Origin of the sequence: Aeromonas sp. ASNIH5 (genome assembly GCF_002902865.1) — a bacterium.
GTDB lineage: Bacteria > Pseudomonadota > Gammaproteobacteria > Enterobacterales > Aeromonadaceae > Aeromonas > Aeromonas caviae.
Map to the genome: position 1 here is coordinate 1,441,688 of NZ_CP026122.1, position 17,572 is coordinate 1,459,259.

Sequence of the window (17,572 nt, forward strand, 5' to 3'; positions counted from 1 at the left end):
AATCCTTTGTGATATAGTGCGCCCGTCTTAAGGAGTGCGCGCAATCCATGCTGAGTGAACACATCGATCTCATCGAGAGTCTGGGCCTGAAACTGTTCTTCGTGGCCATCTTCCTGCTGATTGGTCTGGCCATTCAGGACGTGCTCAAACGGGGCAATGTGCCCCGCTTCGGCCGCTTCATCGTCTGGCTGGTGCTGTTTCTGGGTTGCGCGGGTTTTGTCGCCAAGGGGCTGATCGAAATGGGCTGGGAAGGCTCAGGGATCGGCTAACTACTTTTCATCTGTGATGTATGGCCAAACAGCAAACTGATCGAACAACACTGGATCTGTTCGCAACTGAGAAGCGCCCCGGCAGGCCAAAGACCAATCCACTCCCCCGCGAGACCCAGCTCAAGATCAACAAGCGCAACCAGCTCAAGCGCGATCGTGAGAACGGGCTGAAACGGGTCGAGTTAAAGGTGGAAGCCGAGTTGCTGGAGCGCCTGAACCAACTTGCGCTGCAACAGAACGTCAGCCGAGCCGAGCTGATCCAATCTATCCTGAAGCAACAGATCGAGTCTGCTCATGCAGCAGGCATCGCAATCTGAACCGTCAAGCATCAACACCAGATACGGGTAACGAAACACTATGGCTAGTGTAGGTCTGTTTTTCGGCAGCGATACCGGTAATACCGAAGCTGTCGCCAAGATGATCCAGAAAGAACTGGGCAAACAACTGATTGAAGTCCGTGACATTGCCAAGAGCAGCAAGGCCGACATCGACAGCTTCGATCTGCTGATGTTCGGCATCCCGACTTGGTACTACGGCGAAGCCCAGGCCGATTGGGACGACTTCTTCCCCGAACTCGAAGAGATCGACTTCAACAACAAGCTGGTGGCCATCTTCGGATGCGGCGATCAGGAAGACTATGCCGAGTACTTCCTCGACGCCATGGGCACCCTGCGTGACATCGTCGAAGCCAAGGGCGCCATCATCATCGGCCACTGGCCGACCGCGAGCTACGAGTTCGAAGCCTCCAAGGCGCTGGTGGATGACAAGCACTTCGTGGGCCTGGGCATCGACGAAGATCGCCAACCCGAGCTGACTGCCGAGCGCGTCAAGGGCTGGTGCAAACAGCTGCACGAAGAGATGTGCCTGGGCGAGCTGGAGTGATCTGATCTCCCTCCCTCTTCATGCAACAAGGGCCCCGACGGGGCCCTTGTTGCATCTGCAGCAGGCTTTCAGCCACCCCTGTGCTGGGGCTTGGATCTGACATAGAGGGTGCGCTTCACCTGGGCCACCAGCTCGCCCTGGCCATCCTGCACCTGCACCTCGAACTCGGGAAAGTGCTTCTCCCCCCCCTCGGTCGCCGCCACGATCGATGCCAGCTTGGCGTCGCTCAGGGTGAACTCCGCCACCAGTTTGCCCTTGCCCGGCTTGATGAAATTGATGCTGCCCGCCTTGTCCCACACGTAGTAGCGGTTCTTGAAATAGCCCATCAGCATCAACGGGTAGATGGGATCCGTCATGGCGAACATGCTGCCACCGAACTGGGTCCGGTTGGCATTCTTGTTCCACCAGCGGGACTTGAGAGTGACCCGGCAGAAGCGAAAATCGGGGCTCAGGGTTTCTATCTTGATGCCTGCACCCCAGAAGGGGGGCCAGGCGTTGAGGGCGCAGCGCACCCAGGCGGCATTGCCGAAAAGCCAATCCATGGATCTCATCCGACCAGACTATAAAGAAGTCACATAGTATCAACATTCTCTGGTCGAGCAAGCGGGCCTGAATATTCCCATGACGGGCTTGATGAGCTAAAGCCCTTGAATTGCTGGGTTTATTTTTAACTTGGCTACGACCTATAATGACAGGCCAAGCGAGTTCGTGGTTGCCATTACAGCGGCAGTCAATCAGAATAACCACACCTTCGAGAATGCGAATAAATAGAAATGGCAGACAACAACCAAGCGTTAAAAAAGGCCGGGCTCAAGATCACCTTGCCCCGTGTCAAGATCCTGGAAATCCTGCAACAGCCGGACTGCCAGCACACCAGTGCGGAAGATCTGTACAAACGGCTGATCGATCAGGGCGAGGAGATTGGTCTCGCTACCGTTTATCGCGTTCTCAACCAGTTTGATGATGCCGGTATCGTCACCCGCCACCACTTCGAAGGGGGCAAGTCGGTGTTCGAGCTGGCCACCCAGGAGCACCACGACCACCTGGTCTGCCTCGACTGCGGCAAGGTGATCGAGTTCTCCGACGAGGTGATCGAACAGCGACAGCGCGACATCGCCAAGGCGCACAACATCCGCCTGACCAACCACAGCCTCTACCTGTATGGCCACTGCGCCAACGGTGACTGCAAGCACGACGATTGATTCGGCCGGGTCAGCGCAATAAAAAAGCCAGCATCATGCTGGCTTTTTTGTGTCCGCAATCCGGACCAGAAGCGGCAGGGTTTCCCCTGCCCTCTTCTATCAGACCTCGGCCTTGCCCCAGACGTCACGCAGGGCCACGGTGCGGTTGAACACCAGGCGCTCGGCGCTGGAGAGCTTGTTGTCGGCGCAGAAGTAACCTTCACGCTCGAACTGGTAGGCAAACTCCGGCTTGGCATCCTTCAGGGAAGCTTCCACCCGGGCCCCTTCGATGATCACCAGGGATTCCGGATTCAGAGCCGCTTCGAAGTCATCCTCGGCGCCCGGGTTCGGCACCTTGAACAGACGGTCGTAGAGACGCACTTCGGCCGGCAGGGAGTGAGTGGCGCTGACCCAGTGGATCACCCCTTTCACCTTGCGGCCGTCCGCCGGATCCTTGCCCAGGGTCTCGGGGTCGTAAGAGCAGTAGATGCAGGTGACCTTGCCGTCCTCATCCTTCTCGACCCGTTCGGCCTTGATGACGTAGGCGTTGCGCAGGCGCACTTCCTTGCCCAGCACCAGCCGCTTGAACTGCTTGTTGGCTTCCTCTTTGAAGTCCGCTTCGTCGATGAAGATTTCGCGGGAGAAATGCAGCTCACGGGTCCCCATCTCCGGCTTGTTCGGGTGCGCAGGCGCCGTCAGCACCTCGTCGGCCGCCAGGTTCTCGATCACCACCTTCACCGGGTGCAGCACGGCCATGGCGCGCGGGGCGTTCTCGTTGAGATCGTCGCGGATGCAGGCTTCCAGCATGCTCATCTCAACGATGTTGTCCTGCTTGGTCACACCGATGCGCTTGCAGAACTCGCGGATGGAGGCCGGGGTGTAACCACGGCGGCGCAGACCGGAGACGGTCAGCATGCGCGGATCATCCCAGCCGTTCACGTGCCCCTCGGTCACCAGCAGGTTCAGCTTGCGCTTGGACATGACGGTGTATTCGAGGTTCAGACGGGAGAACTCGTACTGACGGGGGTGACAGTCGATGCTGATGTTGTCCAGCACCCAGTCATACAGGCGACGGTTGTCCTGGAACTCCAGGGTACACAGGGAGTGGGTGATCCCCTCCAGGGCGTCCGAGATGCAGTGGGTGAAGTCATACATCGGGTAGATGCACCACTCGTCACCGGTCTGGTGGTGGTGGGCAAACTTGATGCGATAGATGACGGGATCGCGCATCACCATGAAGGGGGATGCCATGTCGATCTTGGCGCGCAGGCAGGCGGAGCCTTCGGCCATCTCACCGTTTTTCATCTTGGCGAACAGGGCCAGGTTCTCGGCCACCGAACGATCGCGGAACGGGCTGTTCTTGCCAGGGGCAGTCAGGGTGCCGCGGTATTCGCGCATCTGCTCCGGGGAGAGCTCGTCCACATAGGCCAGTCCCTTCTCGATGAGCTCGATGGCGTAGCCGTGCAGCTTGTGGAAATAGTCGGAGGAGTAGCAGATCTCGCCGCTCCACTGGAAGCCCAGCCACTGGACGTCCTGCTTGATGGACTCCACGAACTCGATGTCTTCCTTCGCCGGGTTGGTGTCATCGAAACGCAGGTTGCACTGACCCTGATAGTCGCGGGCGATGCCGAAGTTCAGGCAGATGGATTTGGCGTGGCCGATATGGAGATAACCGTTCGGCTCCGGCGGGAAACGGGTATGCACGCTGCTGTGCTTACCGCTGGCCAGATCTTCATCAATGATCTGACGAATAAAGTTAGTTGGGCTGTTCGCCTGACTCATGGCTCACCTCAAAAATGCGTCACTGGCGGACGTTGTGCCGGCTGGCACCCTCATACCCCCGCCGTCAAGCCGGGTATGATCCCTCATTACGCGCCCTGCCTCAACCTGAATTTGGCCAATTCGGGTCATTGGCGCACCAAAAACGGCGAAACGGGAGAAATTGCAGAGATCCTGGTCAAAAAAAGCCCCGCACGGGGCGGGGTCTCAAGTGATGAAAAACAGACAAAACACACACAACAAAGGTTCACACGCAGAGTCAACCTTTCCCAAGCCCGATGGCCATCGCCCTTGGGAAAGGCGGGTCTTGCGACCCACCTTGCGTTATGGATTGAAGGCTAGCTATCAGTTCAGCTCGGTGACGCGGCTGGTGCGCTTGCCATCGAAGCTGGTGGTACGCAGGTAGACCTTGCCATCCACGGTCGGCTTGGCGGCAGCGTCGTAGGCGCTCCAGCTCTTGCCGTCCAGGCTGTACTGGATGGGCAGACCCGGCAGATCCACGTTCGCTTCCAGCACACCGTTCACCACCTTGGCACCCGGTACGGAGAGGCGATATTCCACCCCGGCCTGGTCCAGTTTCGGCAGCACGCGCTGACCCAGCACGTTGGCAAACTGGTTCCACTCCTTGTTCAGGGTTGCCTTGTTGACATGCTTGGTGGTGCCGGAGAACTCGCGACCCTTCACGTAATCGAGCTCGAAGCCGCCCTTGTGCCAGGCGCGCTCGGCCACGGAGAAGATGCGCGGATAGACCATGTATTCGTACTGGGCATCGGTGCGCACGGTTTCACTCCACTGCTGACCGGAGATCCCCTTGAACTTGACCGGATCCTGGTCACCCTTGGCCACGAAGGCGTTGCCGTCGCGGTCAACCGAGGTCTCGGCGTTCTGCGGCAGGTTTTCCGGGGCGAAGGCGAACACCTTGCGGGTGTCGTTGAAGCGGGTTGCCCAGTAGTAGCCGCGCTCGGCCGGGTGTACCTCGTTCGGGAAGTCGAAGTAGAGGTAATCCGGGTTGGACAGGACCACTTCGTAACCCTTGTGCGCCCACTTCATCGCTTCGTTGAAGCCACCCCAGTAGAGGGTTTCCCAGAAGTTGACACGGGTGTTGTCGGTGGCGAAGTCCTTGGCGCTGTTGGCGTACTTCAGACCGTCTTCCCACGCCTGCAGGGTGGAGAAGCCGTGGCCCTTGACCATCTCGCTCACTTCCTTGGCAAAGTAGACCGGCAGCTCGGCCACGTCCTTGATCTTGCCATCGTCGATCATCTTCTGGCACATGGGGGACTTGCCGAACGGCTTGTCCTGCTTGCTGGAGTCGACGTTGCCCTTCCAGGCCACCAGATCTTCTTTCTTGGTGACGGCCGGATCCTGGTAACCACCGCCCTGCATGATGTTCTTCGCCTCGTCACCACCGTAGTGCCAGGCGGTCAGCGGCTGGCCGGCGGCCTGGTGCATCTGGGCCACTTCGTCCATCACCTTGGCAACGAAGGTGGCGGCACCCGGCTGGCAGGGGTTGATGAAGGACATCTTGTCGTAGAACTGCACCGAGGTGACGTTGGAGGTATCGGCCGGGTCAGTCAGACGGAACTGGTTGGCCTCGGCTTCTTTGCCCTCGCTCATCAGACGCTTGTAGCGTGCCTCCATGGAGACCACGGCGGCACGGGCGTGGGCCGGCATGTTGATCTCGGGGATCACGGTCACACCGCGGGCCTTGGCATAGCGTACCAGGTCGATGTAGTCCGCCTTGCTGTAGAAACCGGAGCCCTGGTTGTCGCTGGTGGGGCCGGAGCCAAGCTGCGGCATCAGGCACTTGGTTTCGGACTCGTCATGGCAACGCTGGCTGCCGACGTCGGTCAGCTCCGGCAGGCCCGGGATCTCCAGACGCCAGCCTTCATCGTTGGTCAGCCCCAGGTGCAGCACGTTGAGCTTCATGGCGGACATCTGGTCAACCAGCTTCTTCATGGTCTCCGGGCTTCTGAAGTGACGGGCCACGTCGGTCTGCATGCCGCGGTATTCAAAGCGTGGCGCATCCTCGACGCTCATCTGGCTCACCAGCTTGTCGTCAACCCCCAGCAGGGAGATCAGGGACTGGGCGCCCCAGAAGGCGCCGTCAACGTCGTGCCCCTGAATGACGGTGCCCTTCTGGCCGATGGTCATGTCGTAGCCTTCGGCCTGCTTGAGCTTGCTGCCGAGCTTGATGGTGACCGGGTAGCCGGTGTCGGAGAGGGTAACACCCAGCTTGGTCAGTTGCGCCTTCAGGGCCTCGGCGCGATCGCTCGGCAGGTCAAGGGCATTGAGCTTGATGGTGGAGAAGTCGACTTGCGGGCCGGCCTTGACCACCTGCTTCATCGGGCTTGGCAGGATGCGGTCGTCAATCTTGCCGGCAGGCAGCAGGGTACTGGTCTGGTTGGCGGCGAAACGGGTCTCGCTGTTCATCAGGATGTTGTTGTCATCCTTGGTGCGCTTCCAGCCATCGGCCGGCATCGGCTTCTCGTAGGTGCTGGCATCGTCGATGTTGCTCATGCTGGCCAGCACTTTCGGCTCGGCCCCTTCACTGGCAACATACCAGTTCGGCATGATGTCAGATTCGAACAATACCCAGTATTCCACCACCAGGGGCACCTCGACCGTGGCGTCCTTGGCAAAGCCCTGGAACTTCTCGGTCGGCGTCAAACGATAGAGGTCGCCGGTCAGGTGGGTGATGGTGAACTGGTCGTTGTCCACCCGCTGGATGCGGCGGATGGAGGAGACATAGATGCTCCAGTCCTTGGAGGTGACGTCGGCCCCGGTATTGGTCAGGTGCAGCTTGGCAACGCCGCAGCTTGCCCACTCGGAGCCCAGCGCCTGGCAGTCAAGACCGGCGCCGGCACCGTCATTGGTGACGACTTCGTACTTGACGACGAGGTTGCTGGCGAGGGCGTCGACCACCGCTTGCCTGGCAGCATCAGCTGCAAGTGCGGGACCGGCGAAAACGGTAGACATGGCAATGGCTAACAGAGAATGTTTCAAGTTCATAACTGCTGCTCTCATTTGAAGTAAAGGTTGGATTTTCTTGGCTTTTTTTATATGGGGCCCCGAGGCGGGGCCCTTAGTTATGTCAACAATGGACTTAGACTTGAGGTGAGCGAGTCGCTCGATTAACGCAGGGCTTTCATCTCACCGGCGATGATCTCGGCCAATGGGCCCAGAATCACCTGCAGGTTCTGCTCACCGAGCTTGACCACACCGGCCGCGCCCAGAGCTTTGAGCTTGCGCTCGTCAACGATGCTGCGGTCTTTCAGGGTCAGACGCAGACGGGTGATGCAGGCATCGATGGTCACCAGGTTCTCCTGACCACCCAGCACTTCCAGATACTGCTTGGCCAGCTCGGTGCGGTCGGTGGTTTGAGCCTGTACCGGCACGGCTTCGTCATCTTCACGACCCGGGGTTTTCAGGTTGAACTTGGCGATCACGGCGCGGAAGACCACGTAGTAGAGGCCGAAGAAGACCAGACCCTGTACCAGCAGCATGTACCACTGGGTCGCCAGCGGGTTGCGGCTGGAGAGCACCATATCCACCAGACCGGCGCTGAAGCCGAAACCGGCGATCCAGTGCATGGAGGCTGCGATGAACACGGAGATACCGGTCAGCAGGGCGTGGATGACGTACAGTACCGGCGCCACGAACATGAAGGAGAACTCGAGCGGCTCGGTCACCCCGGTGAAGAAGGCGGCAAAGGCGGCAGCGATCATGATGGACGCAACCTTCTCTTTGTTCTCTTTCTTCGCGCTGTGGTAGATGGCCAGTGCGGCACCCGGCAGACCGAACATCATGATGGGGAAGAAGCCGGCCTGGTACATGCCGGTCACGCCCACGACAGCCTTGCCGGCGTCGATGGAGGATTGGCCACCCAGGAAGTTCGGGATGTCGTTGATGCCGGCCACGTCGAACCAGAACACGGAGTTCAGGGCGTGGTGCAGACCAACCGGGATCAGCAGACGGTTGAAGAAGGCATAGATGCCGGCACCGGTGGAGCCCATGCTGACGATGGATTCACCGAAGCTCACCAGGCCACCGTAGATGACCGGCCAGACGGCCATCAGGATGAAGGAGACGACGATCATCACCACGGAGGTCACGATCGGCACCAGACGACGACCGGAGAAGAAGGCCAGCGCCTTGTGCAGCTCCACGCTGCTGAAACGGTTGTAGAGCTCGGCGGCGATGACACCACACAGGATGCCGACGAACTGGTTGCTGATCTTGGCAAAGGCTGCCGGCACCTGGTCGGCCGGGATACCCTTGATCTGGGCCACGGCGCCCGGGCTCAGCAGAGTGGTGACCACCAGGAAGCCGACCAGACCGGCCAGCGCGGCGGAACCGTCTTTATCCTTGGACATGCCGTAAGCGACGCCGACGGCGAACAGAATGGGCATACTGTCGATGATGGCGGCGCCCGCCTTGATCAGAAACGCAGCCAGAGGGCTTCCGCCACCCCAACCGTTCGGGTCAATCCAGTAGCCAATCCCCATCAGGATCGCGGCGGCAGGCAATACCGCTACCGGCACCATCAGGGCACGGCCGATCTTTTGTAAATAACCGAGAATGTTCACGGTTCCTCTCCTTAGTTGGTGTTTTTCTAGAAATTAAGTGCTTATCACGTTCGACGCATAAGCCATCAAGGCTTGATTGGCAGTCTATGTGTTTTATTTCGCTGCGCAAATTAATAAACCAGCTTTCGTGATCATTATCACTCAACAGAGATAAAGGTAGCCGATAGATGTGGCTTAGTTCGCAATCTTTATTTACGCTATAAAACAACTTGAATCCGTGTCTGGTCCCTTGCCGTCACTCCCTGTGCGGCAACCGTACTGAGGTATATAGAATGCGCCTGATCCCGTTGAAGTCTGCCAGCCAGGTGGGTCTCTGGTCTGCCCGTTACATCGTTGACCGCATCAATGCGTTCAAACCCACTGCCGAGCGCCCCTTCGTGCTGGGTCTGCCCACTGGCGGCACCCCGCTCAACACCTACAAGCGCCTGATTGAGCTGCATAAAGCCGGCGAGGTGAGCTTCCAGAACGTGGTCACCTTCAACATGGACGAGTATGTGGGGCTGCCCAAGGAACATCCGGAGAGCTACCACAGCTTCATGCACAACAACTTCTTCAATCACGTTGACATTCGCCCGGAAAACATCAACATCCTCAATGGCAACGCCGAGGATCTGGTGGCCGAGTGCCAGCGTTACGAAGACAAGATCAAGTCCTACGGCAAGATCCACCTGTTCATGGGCGGCGTCGGCAATGACGGCCACATCGCCTTCAACGAACCGGCCTCTTCCCTGGCTTCCCGTACCCGGGTCAAGACCCTGACCGAAGACACCCGCATCGCCAACTCCCGCTTCTTTGGCGGCGACATGGAGCAGGTGCCCAAGCTGGCCCTGACCGTGGGTGTCGGCACCCTGATGGACGCCGAAGAGATCCTGATCCTGGTGGTCGGTCACGCCAAGGCCCAGGCCCTGCAGGCCACCGTGGAGGGCAGCGTCAACCACATGTGGACCATCTCCACCCTGCAACTGCATCCGAAAGGGATTGTGGTGTGCGACGAACCTTCCACCATGGAGTTGAAGGTCAAGACGGTGCGCTACTTCCAGCAACTGGAAGCCGACAACATCAAGCACCTCTGAGGAGCTCCCATGTACGCTCTGACTAATTGCACTCTCTACACCGGCAGCTGCGTGCTGACCGGTTATGGCGTGGTCATCGATGGCGACAAGATTGTCGCCATCTCCCGCCAGGCAGAACTGCCAGCCGGCATCGAGCAGATTGACCTCCAGGGCGCCAACCTCAGCGCCGGCTTCATCGACGTCCAGCTCAACGGCTGCGGTGGCGTCATGTTCAACGGTCACATCACCACGGACACCCTGGCCACCATGCAGGCGGCCAACCTGAAATCCGGGACCACCAGCTTCCTGCCGACCCTGATCACCAGCCCGGATGCGGACATGAAGCAGGCCGTCGCCGTCACCCGCGACTACATGGCCGCCCACCCCAACGAGGTGCTTGGCGTCCATCTGGAAGGGCCCTACACCAACCTCAAGCGCAAGGGGATCCACCCGGCCGAACAGATCCGCCAGCCCGCCGACGAGATGATCGACTTCTTCTGCGACAACGCGGACGCCATCGCCAAGATCACCCTGGCACCCGAGCGCAACAAGCCCGAACACATCCGCCGTCTGGTGGAAGCCGGCATCCTGGTCTCCGCCGGCCACACCGCCGCCAACTACGACCAGGCCATGGCGGGCTTTGACAACGGCATGCGCTTTGCCACCCACCTCTACAACGCCATGACTCCGACCCTGAACGGTCGCGAGCCCGGCGTGGTCGGTGCCATCTACGATCGCAAGGATGTCTATGCGGGCATCATCGTCGACGGCCACCACGTACACTGGGCCAACGTGCGCCTGGCGCACAGGATGCTGGGGGAGCGGCTGGTGCTGGTCACCGATGCCACCGCGGCGGCAGGTGCACCGGAAGGCTTTGAGAAATTTGATTTTTGCGGCGCAACCGTCTATTTCCGCGATGGTCAGTGCGTCGATGAGAATGGTACACTCGGCGGCTCCGCCCTCACCATGATCGAAGGGGTGGAAAATCTGGTCAAACAGGTCGGATTGCCGCTCGACGAAGCACTGAGAATGGCCACCCTTTACCCCGCTCGCGCCATTGGATGGGACTCGCGTCTCGGTAGTATCCAGGTCGGAAAAATTGCCAACCTCACCGTCTTTGATCAGGCCTTCGCGGTCTGCGGGACCGTGGTTAACGGACACTACACAACACAGTGACACTATGACTGGCGGACAAATAGCAAACGTAGATCTTATCAAGCAGGTAAACAGTGCGGTCGTCTATCGCCTCATTGACCTGCAGGGGCCCATCTCGCGGGTCAAAATTGCCGAGTTGAGTCAGCTGGCCCCGGCCAGCGTGACCAAGATAACCCGGCAACTGATCGAGCACGGTCTCATCAGGGAAACCTCGCCGCAAGCCTCCACTGGCGGGCGCCGCGCCATCTCCCTGACCACCATCAAGCATCGCTTCCAGTTTGTGTCCGCCAAGCTGGGTCGCGGCTACCTGCAGCTCTCCCTGTATGACCTCGACGGCAAGGAGCTCGATCAGCACATCACCCAGGTGACCGAGATCGAGCAGCAACCCGTGGTGGACATGCTGCTGCGGGAGATTGGCGCCTTCATCGACGCCAATCAGGATCGCAGCCGCAACCTCATCAGCATCGCGCTGACCATGCCGGGTCTGGTCAACCCCGAATCCGGCATGGTCATCTACACCCCCACCTACCAGATCCGCAACCTGGGGCTCGCCAAGCTCCTGGAGCACCACTTCAACCTCCCCTGCTACGTGGGCAACGACACCCGTTCGCTGGCGCTGGCCGAACACTTCTTCGGCGAGTCCCGCGACTGCATGGACTCCATCCTGGTGAGTGTCCACCAGGGGACGGGCTCTGGCATCATCACCAAGGGCAAGGTGTTTCTCGGCCAGAACCGCAACGTCGGCGAAATAGGCCACATCCAGGTCGAACCCCTTGGCAAGCGCTGCCACTGCGGCAACTTCGGCTGCCTCGAGACCATCGCCTCCAACGAGGCCATCGTCGACAAGGTGAAGGAGCTCATCAGCCGGGGTCACCTGAGTTCGCTGCAAGAGAAGCACATCACCATCCAGGAGGTGTGCAAGGCGGCGGTGGCCGGTGACGAGCTGGCCCGCAGCGTGATCGAGAACGTGGGGGAGCACCTGGGGCGCGCCATCGCCATCACGGTCAACCTGTTCAACCCCCAGAAGGTGCTCATCGCCGGTGAAATCACCGCCGCCGAAGAGATCCTGATCCCGGCCATCCGCCGCTGTGTCGAGCACCAGTCTCTGCCAAGTTTCCATCGCGGCCTGCCCATCGTGAAGGCGCGCTTCCAGAACCAGCCCACCATCGGCGGCTTCGCCCTGGTCAAGCGCTCCCTGCTGGAAGGGGATCTGTTGCAGATCATCATGGAGCAAAAGTAAGGCCTACCCCTTCGGATACGAAAACGGCAGCCGGTGGCTGCCGTTTTTTTATGGTCTGTTTTCGCCGGTTCACCCCGCCCGGCACGGTTTGAAGAGATCCAGCTTGCCGTCATACACCTGGGTCTGCACGTCCATGATGCCGAGCATGGTGCGGGGCAACAGGTCGTCGTGCCGCTCAACCGCTCGGGCCCATTTACCCCGCCCGGCACGGTTTGAACAGATCCAGCTTGCCGTCATAGACCTGGGTCTGCACATCCATGATGCCGAGCATGGAGTGGAACAGGTTGTCGTGGGAGAAGCGCTTGCTGGCTGCCTCCTGTTGCAGGCAATCCAGATTGAGCTGACGGTCCGCCTGCAACTGGGGAGAGAACCAGGTCAGGAACGGCACCCGGGTCTGATCGTCCGGTGCGAACTTGTAGGGGGTGCCGTGCAGATAGAGCCCCATGGCGCCGAGGGATTCGCCGTGATCCGACAGATAGACCAGCCCCACGTTGTACTGGCTCTCCAGGCTCTTGAGCTTGTCGATGAGCTGGGCCAGCACCTTGTCGGTGTAGCGGATGGTGTTGTCATAGGTGTTCACCAGCTCTTCGTTGCTGCAGTTCTCGATGTCGCTGCGCGGGCAGTCCGGCAGGAAGACACGATCGGCGGCCGGGTAGCGGCGATAGTAGGTCGGACCGTGGCTGCCCATCAGGTGGAAGGCCACCAGCTTGCTGCCCTGCTTGCCCTGCATGTCGGCGATCTGCTGATCCAGCCCCTGCAACAGCACCTCGTCATGACAGGCATTGCCGGAGCAGTATGCGGGGAATGCCTTGGGCTCAATCTCGATGGTGGGGACGTTTTTGCACACCCCCTTGCAGCCGCCGTCGTTTTCCTTCCAGAGCACCGAGATCCCGGCATGTTGCAGCACGTCCAGCAAGCCATCCTGGGACTGGGCCCTGGCCTCGTCATAGCCACGCCGGGTCATGTTCGAGAACATGCAGGGCACGGAGAGCGCAGTGGCGGTGCCGCAGGAGCGCACGTTCCTGAACGAGACGACATTGGCCTCCTTCTCGGTGAAGCCGTTGGTCTCCTTCTTGTAGCCGTTGAGGGAGTAGTTCTGGCTGCGGGCCGTCTCCCCCACCACCAGGAACATCAGGGTCGGCTTCTCATGCTGGCCGATCACCCTGGCATCGGTGCCGATCTGCTGGTAGGGAATGGGAGTGGCGAAGACCACATCCCGGGCGTACTTGTAGAGCCCGTGCACATAGTTGGCGGGCACTATCTCCTTGCCGAGGGACTTGTTGTTGCGCCCGACCGAGGCGTAATCCTGGTAATAGAGGGCGGCAGCCCCCATCAGAAACAGCAAGGAGAGGGCGATGGAACCGAGGCGCAGACCCAGCCCCTTGTACCAGGGACGGGGATACTCAATCTTCACCCACAACAGAACCAGCACCGGCAGCAGGCCGGTCAGCAGGAACCAGAGCACCACGGAGCCGTTGAGGTAGGAGCCCGCCTCCCCGCTGTTGGTCTCGATGATGTTCTGCATCATGCCCATGTCGAAGATCACCCCGTACTTGAGCATGGCGTAGCTGACCAGGGAGCCGGTCAGGATGAGCAAGGCGAAAAAGGGCTTGAGCAGATAACGGAAGGTAAAGGGCAGGAACACCGCGTTGAGGGCCGCCACCAGTACCAGGGGAATGGAGAGGACAAACCCCGCCTTGACGTGTTCAAGGGCGCTGAGAATGCGATAAAAGTGCAGGAAAATGGGCCAGTTGAAGACCAGTGCAAACAGCAGCACCAGCAACAGATTGACCTTCATCACTCCCAGAGTGAGACGCATAGAGAGACTCCGACAAACCAGTGGAACTAACAACCTGCCAGCAGGCTTCGTGGTGACCATCCCGGCGCTCGGCCCTGGAAAAACAGGACAAGAGCCAGGGAGGTCCAGATACGGGGTCATCCTAGGACGGCAAACTTAAGCGAACATTAAGAGAGGAAATCGAACCACAAGGGGAGGTGCTCGGTCTGGCAACATAAAAAACGGCAGCCCGGGCTGCCGTTTTTGCGAAGGTGAACAAGGTGTCGCACCTGTGTGTTCGCGAACCTGAACAGGGTCACGAGAGACAATGACAGGGTCGCGGCAATCTCGTCGGAGCCGGGGAAGAGGACCGTTGTGGTCGCCCTCCCCTTGCCCTGGGGGATCACAGGGTCGCGGCGATCTCATCGGAGCCAGGGAAGAGGACCGTTGTGGTCGCCCTCCCCTTTGCCCTGAGGGATCACAGGGTCGCGGCAATCTCGTCGGAGCAGGGGGAGAGGACCGTTGTGATCGCCCTCCCCTTTGCTCTGGGGGATCACAGGGTCGCGGCAATCTCGTCGGAGCCGGGGAAGAGGACCGTTGTGGTCGCCCTCCCCTTGCCCTGGGGGATCACAGGGTCGCGGCGATCTCGTCGGAGATGGAGCCGTTGTGGTACACCTCCTGCACGTCGTCCAGATCTTCCAGCATGTCGATGAGGCGCATCAGCTTGGGCGCGGTCTCGGCATCCAGTTCCGCCTCGGTGGAGGGGATCATGGTCACTTCGGCGCTCTCGGGCTTGAAGCCGGCGGCTTCCAGACCGTCCAGCACGGTGCCGAAGTCGTTCGGGGTGGTGTAGACCTCGATGGTGCCATCTTCTTCGGTCACCACGTCGTCGGCACCGGCTTCCAGCGCGGCGTCCATCAGAGCGTCTTCATCGGCGCCCACGAAGGTCAGCACCCCCTTCTTGGTGAACAGATAGGCCACGGAGCCGTCGGTCCCCAGGTTGCCGCCGCACTTGCTGAAGGCGTGACGCACTTCGGCCACGGTACGGTTGCGGTTGTCGGTCAGGCACTCCACCATGACGGCGGAACCGGCCGGGCCGTACCCTTCGTACACGATGGTCTCGAGCTGCTCGCCGTCACCGCCGCCGGCCCCACGGGCGATGGCGCGGTTGATGGTGTCGCGGGTCATGTTGCTGGTCAGGGCTGCCGCCACCGCTGCACGCAGGCGGGGGTTGTTGGCAGGATCGGCATCACCCAGACGCGCGGAGGTGGTGATTTCGCGGATCAGCTTGGTGAAGATCTTGCCGCGCTTGGCGTCTTGCGCCGCCTTGCGGTGTTTGATGTTGGCCCATTTACTGTGACCTGCCATAGGGACTCTCCGTTATAGTTGGAAATTTCAGTAACACTGGTTGCGCCCAGGGGGAAACGGGAAAGGCCGCATCGCTGCGGCCTTTGTTGCCGATAACGGCTTATTCGTCACCCTTGACGGTGGTCGCAATCGCCAGCTCGCCCAGTTGGGCCGGGTTGGCAAAGCTCGGGGCGTCTGTCATCAGACAGGCGGCCGCCGTGGTTTTCGGGAAGGCGATGACATCCCGGATGTTGTCGGTGCCGGTCAGCAGCATGCTGAGGCGGTCCAGACCGAAGGCCAGGCCGGCGTGGGGCGGGGTGCCGTATTTCAGGGCATCCAGCAGGAAGCCGAACTTCAGGCGCTGCTCGTCCGGGGTGATCCCCAGGATGTCGAACACGGTGGACTGCATCTCGCTGTTGTGGATACGCACAGAGCCGCCACCCACTTCGTAACCGTTGATCACCATGTCGTAGGCGTTGGCGTAAGCGCCCACCGGGTTCGCTTTCAGCTCGGCCGGGCCCAGGTTGCTCGGGGCGGTGAAGGGGTGGTGCATGGCCGCCAGGCCGCCTTCGCCATCTTCTTCGAACATGGGGAAGTCGATGACCCACAGGGGCTTCCAGACGTTCTCCACCAGACCCAGATCGCGGCCCACCTTCAGGCGCAGGGCGCCCATGGCATCGCACACCACTTTCTTGGAGTCGGCGCCGAAGAAGATGATGTCGCCATCCATCGCGCCGGTGCGGGCCAGGATCTCGCGCACGATGGCGTCAGAGAGGAACTTGGCCACCGGGGACTGCACCCCTTCGAGGCCGCTCCCGGCTTCGTTGACCTTCATCCAGGCCAGGCCCTTGGCACCGTAGATGCCGACGAACTTGGTGTACTCGTCGATCTGCTTGCGAGACAGCTCCGCGCCGCCCGGTACCTTCAGGGCCGCCACACGGCCTTTCGGATCCTTGGCAGGACCGGCGAACACGGCGAACTCCACCTCGGTCAAGAGATCTGCCACGTCCACCAGCTCCATCGGCAGGCGCAGGTCCGGCTTGTCGGAGCCGAAGCGGCGCATGGCTTCGTCGAAGGTCATGATGGGGAAGTCACCCAGGTCCACGTTCAGGATGTGCAGCCAGAGCTTGCGGATCATCTCTTCCATGATTTCACGCACCTGGGGCGCGGTCATGAAGGAGGTCTCCACGTCGATCTGGGTGAATTCCGGCTGGCGGTCGGCACGCAGGTCTTCGTCGCGGAAGCACTTGACGATCTGGTAGTAGCGGTCGAAGCCGGACATCATCAGCAACTGCTTGAACAGCTGGGGGGACTGCGGCAGGGCGTAGAACTTGCCCTTGTGCACGCGGCTCGGCACCAGGTAGTCACGGGCCCCTTCCGGGGTCGCCTTGGTCAGCATCGGGGTCTCGATGTCGAGGAAGCCGTGCTCGTCCATGAAGCGGCGCACGAAGGCACTGGCCTTGGCACGGGTCTTCAGGTACTTGGCCATCTCGGGACGACGCAGGTCCAGGTAGCGGTACTTGAGGCTCACCTCTTCGCTGTTGACCTGGTTGAAGTCAAGGGGCAGCGGCTCGGCACGGTTGATGATGGTCAGCTCGTGGGCGAACACCTCGATGGCACCGGTGGCCATGTCGCTGTTGCGCTGGGAGTCGGGGCGGGTACGCACCACGCCGGTCACCTGGATGCAGAACTCGCCGCGCAGCTCGGAGGCCAGGGCAAAGGCGTCCGGCTTGTCCGGATCGAAGAACACCTGCACGATGCCCTCGCGGTCGCGCATGTCGATAAAGATGAGGCCGCCGAGATCACGACGACGATGGACCCAACCGCACAATGTAATGGTCTGCCCGGCATGGGCCTCATTGACCTGTCCGCAATAGATAGAGCGCATGGACTTCTTCCTTCGAAATGGTAGAGAGACGGTTCATCCTGGGTCGCCGGGCACGACTGGCAAGCACCGTCTGTCTCACAGCTGGCCAGATCCTGCTTCTTGCCCGGTTTGAAATCTGTCTCGGGTCATCCGGCTCCCCGAGCCGGATTCTTGCCGCCGTCCCAGGCATGCCCCCGCTCCCGACCGGGATGACGAGTGGGCGCCGGGGTATCGGCTGGCGTCGTTGTCTGGCCACTGCCGGGCCGCGATCATCGTCACCCGGGGGCTCGGTCGCGCGCATTACGACAATGTGGCAAACAAAAGGGTTGGCATTATAGAGGAAAACCTCCATTTGGGTAAAATGGCCCGCAGCCCCCTTTACCCTGTTTTTTGTTGTTCTGGCGCAAAAAGGAGGGCAAAAGTGCGCCAACCTGCCG

General features: G+C 60.5%; 14 protein-coding genes. 7 read left to right on the forward strand and 7 right to left on the reverse strand.

The features are described from left to right. Positions 1–47 precede the first annotated feature (47 nt). Genes C2U30_RS06355 through fldA form a run of 3 tightly spaced genes read left to right on the forward strand, consistent with a single transcriptional unit; the run spans position 48 to position 1,151 of the window. Positions 48–269, forward strand: coding sequence for a DUF2788 domain-containing protein (locus C2U30_RS06355; RefSeq protein ID WP_010674106.1), 222 nt, complete (start codon positions 48–50; stop codon positions 267–269). 20 nt (positions 270–289) lie between these two features. After that, positions 290–586: a LexA regulated protein gene (ybfE, locus tag C2U30_RS06360; protein ID WP_005325670.1), complete on the forward strand. Its 297-nt coding sequence runs from the start codon at positions 290–292 to the stop codon at positions 584–586. Between the two features lie 40 nt (positions 587–626). Beyond that, on the forward strand, positions 627–1,151 hold the full coding sequence (gene fldA / locus C2U30_RS06365) for a flavodoxin FldA (protein WP_010674104.1): 525 nt from the start codon (positions 627–629) through the stop codon (positions 1,149–1,151). A 68-nt stretch (positions 1,152–1,219) separates the two neighbouring features. Here fldA and C2U30_RS06370 read toward each other — a convergent pair whose 3' ends face one another. Beyond that, on the reverse strand, positions 1,220–1,693 hold the full coding sequence (locus C2U30_RS06370) for a DUF4442 domain-containing protein (protein WP_010674103.1): 474 nt from the start codon (positions 1,691–1,693) through the stop codon (positions 1,220–1,222). Positions 1,694–1,924: 231 nt separating this feature from the next. Here C2U30_RS06370 and fur point away from each other — a divergent pair, with 231 nt between their 5' ends. Further along, positions 1,925–2,353 carry a ferric iron uptake transcriptional regulator gene (gene fur, locus C2U30_RS06375; RefSeq protein ID WP_010674102.1) on the forward strand — a complete coding sequence of 143 codons (429 nt, stop codon included), beginning with the start codon at positions 1,925–1,927 and terminating at the stop codon, positions 2,351–2,353. 99 nt (positions 2,354–2,452) lie between these two features. Here fur and glnS read toward each other — a convergent pair whose 3' ends face one another. The 3 genes from glnS to nagE form a co-directional block, all read right to left on the reverse strand. After that, positions 2,453–4,114, reverse strand: a complete 1,662-nt coding sequence (gene glnS / locus C2U30_RS06380) for a glutamine--tRNA ligase (protein ID WP_103243438.1) — start codon at positions 4,112–4,114, stop codon at positions 2,453–2,455. A 342-nt stretch (positions 4,115–4,456) separates the two neighbouring features. Continuing rightward, positions 4,457–7,120 carry a beta-N-acetylhexosaminidase gene (locus tag C2U30_RS06385; protein ID WP_103243439.1) on the reverse strand — a complete coding sequence of 888 codons (2,664 nt, stop codon included), beginning with the start codon at positions 7,118–7,120 and terminating at the stop codon, positions 4,457–4,459. 122 nt (positions 7,121–7,242) lie between these two features. Continuing rightward, on the reverse strand, positions 7,243–8,697 hold the full coding sequence (nagE, locus tag C2U30_RS06390) for an N-acetylglucosamine-specific PTS transporter subunit IIBC (RefSeq protein WP_039039841.1): 1,455 nt from the start codon (positions 8,695–8,697) through the stop codon (positions 7,243–7,245). A 272-nt stretch (positions 8,698–8,969) separates the two neighbouring features. Here nagE and nagB point away from each other — a divergent pair, with 272 nt between their 5' ends. Genes nagB through nagC form a run of 3 tightly spaced genes read left to right on the forward strand, consistent with a single transcriptional unit; the run spans position 8,970 to position 12,144 of the window. Further along, a complete protein-coding gene (gene nagB, locus C2U30_RS06395) occupies positions 8,970–9,770 on the forward strand; it encodes a glucosamine-6-phosphate deaminase (protein WP_010674098.1) in 801 nt (266 codons plus the stop codon). A 9-nt stretch (positions 9,771–9,779) separates the two neighbouring features. Beyond that, positions 9,780–10,925 carry an N-acetylglucosamine-6-phosphate deacetylase gene (gene nagA / locus C2U30_RS06400; RefSeq protein WP_039039842.1) on the forward strand — a complete coding sequence of 382 codons (1,146 nt, stop codon included), beginning with the start codon at positions 9,780–9,782 and terminating at the stop codon, positions 10,923–10,925. Positions 10,926–10,929: 4 nt separating this feature from the next. Next, complete coding sequence (gene nagC, locus C2U30_RS06405; RefSeq protein WP_010674096.1) at positions 10,930–12,144, forward strand: DNA-binding transcriptional regulator NagC; 1,215 nt, start codon at positions 10,930–10,932, stop codon at positions 12,142–12,144. A gap of 193 nt (positions 12,145–12,337) precedes the next feature. On the opposite strand, the gene C2U30_RS06410 is transcribed toward nagC, so the two are convergent. The 3 genes from C2U30_RS06410 to aspS all read right to left on the reverse strand — a co-directional run bounded on the left by C2U30_RS06410 (position 12,338) and on the right by aspS (position 17,156). Then, positions 12,338–13,963: a phosphoethanolamine transferase gene (locus C2U30_RS06410; protein WP_103243440.1), complete on the reverse strand. Its 1,626-nt coding sequence runs from the start codon at positions 13,961–13,963 to the stop codon at positions 12,338–12,340. Positions 13,964–14,548: 585 nt separating this feature from the next. Continuing rightward, entirely contained in the window at positions 14,549–15,289 is a 741-nt protein-coding gene (locus C2U30_RS06420) for a YebC/PmpR family DNA-binding transcriptional regulator (protein WP_010674094.1), read from the reverse strand. Positions 15,290–15,389: 100 nt separating this feature from the next. After that, on the reverse strand, positions 15,390–17,156 hold the full coding sequence (gene aspS, locus C2U30_RS06425; protein WP_045525291.1) for an aspartate--tRNA ligase: 1,767 nt from the start codon (positions 17,154–17,156) through the stop codon (positions 15,390–15,392). Positions 17,157–17,572 lie beyond the last annotated feature (416 nt).